This is a genomic window from Azospirillum melinis, assembly GCF_013340935.1.
GTDB classification, from domain to species: Bacteria; Pseudomonadota; Alphaproteobacteria; order Azospirillales; family Azospirillaceae; genus Azospirillum; species Azospirillum melinis.
Genome location: NZ_WHOS01000145.1, coordinates 1 through 1,401, shown reverse-complemented (window position 1 = coordinate 1,401; position 1,401 = coordinate 1). Strand labels below are relative to the sequence as shown.

The 1,401-nt window shown below is 64.8% G+C and carries 2 protein-coding genes; both read left to right on the top strand.

The genetic code is table 11. From position 1 onward, the window contains the following. Positions 1-62 precede the first annotated feature (62 nt). Positions 63-491, top strand: coding sequence for a helix-turn-helix domain-containing protein (locus tag GBZ48_RS37125; protein ID WP_174475373.1), 429 nt, complete (start codon positions 63-65; stop codon positions 489-491). After that, the gene (locus GBZ48_RS35840; protein ID WP_174475372.1) at positions 488-1,354 is read left to right on the top strand and encodes an IS3 family transposase; all 867 of its coding nucleotides are present in this window, start codon (positions 488-490) and stop codon (positions 1,352-1,354) included. The genes GBZ48_RS37125 and GBZ48_RS35840 overlap by 4 nt, the downstream gene beginning before the upstream one ends. Positions 1,355-1,401: the final 47 nt, after the last annotated feature.

The window sequence follows — 1,401 nt, the reverse complement described above, 5'->3', positions numbered from 1 at the left end:
TGGAGTGCCCCCTGAAACTGAGACAGTGTTAAAGTGTTCCGGTTCTCTGATGGAGAGGACCGATGGGAGAGAAGCGAAGTTTGGAGTTCAAGGTTTCGCTGGTTCGACGGCTTGAAGCTGGCGAGCGGATAACGGATCTTGAGCGAGAGGCTGGCGTATTCCGTGCGCAGATTTACCGCTGGCGCGATGCTTTTGGTCGTGCGGGTGAGGCTGGATTGGAGCGTCGTCCTGGCCGCCGACGCGGCTATCGGCGGTCTCGATCTGCAGAGGGAGGCCCTTCAGCGGGCCCGGCGCCGAGCGCGCCTGCGGAGGCAGCATTGGATCAGCTTGCGCCTGATGTGCGTGCGTGGGTATCGGAGCTTGAGCGGACGGTTGCGCGCCAGCAGCTTGATTTGGATTTTTTCAGCGAAGCCTTGCAGCGTATCGAGGCATCACGCCGGCCGAAGAGCGCGGCTGGCGAGACGGCGTCTATGCCGCCATCCAGGCGATGACGCAGCGGCAAGGCAGAGTTTCGGTGGACCGGATGTGCCGGTTGGCGGGGGTGAGCCGGGCCGGTTTTTACCGGCATTGGCAGGAGCGGGCGCCGTCGGCTGAGGAGACGGACCTGCGCGACGCCGTCCAGCGCCTTGCCCTGGTACACCGGCATTACGGTTACCGGCGGATCACGGCGCTGTTGCGCCGGGAGGGGCGGCTGGTGAACCACAAGCGGGTGCTGCGGCTGATGCGGGAGGACAACCTGCTGTGTCTGCGTCGGGCATCGTTCGTCCCGGCGACGACGGACAGCCGTCATGACTTTCCGGTCTGGCCCAATGTGGCGCGCCGCCTGGCGTTGAGCGGACCGAACCAACTGTGGGTGGCTGACATCACCTATGTCCGGTTGGGCGGGGCGTTCGCCTACTTGGCGGTGGTGCTGGACGCTTGGTCGCGCCGGGTGATCGGCTGGGCACTGGGCGATCATCTGCGGGCGGAACTGGCGCTGGAGGCGCTCGACGGTGCCTTGGCCGTACGTGGAGCAGGACCGATGGTTCACCACTCCGACCGAGGCGTCCAGTATGCGTGCCGGGCCTACATCGGGCGCCTGGAGGCTCATGGCGTCCAGCCAAGCATGAGCCGGGTCGGCTGCCCTTACGACAATGCCATGGCGGAGAGCTTCATGAAAACACTCAAGACCGAAGAGGTTGATGGCCGCAGTTATGCCGACATCGCCCAGGCAAGGGCCTGCATCGACCGCTTCATCGACGAGGTGTACAATCGCCAGCGCCTTCACTCGGCCCTTGCCTACAGCCCACCGGTCGAGTTCGAGGAAAATTTCCCGCCACCAGGGCCGGGCGGCCGCCCGGCCCTGGTGGCCTGACCAATCCGGAACAATTTAACAAGCGTCTCAACTTCGGGGGGCGGTCC

Coding starts and splice junctions, on each gene's coding strand:
- GBZ48_RS35840 (WP_174475372.1), top strand. CDS start 488: ATGACGCAGCGGCAAGGCAGAGTTTCGGTGGACCGGATGTGCCGGTTG.
- GBZ48_RS37125 (WP_174475373.1), top strand. CDS start 63: ATGGGAGAGAAGCGAAGTTTGGAGTTCAAGGTTTCGCTGGTTCGACGG.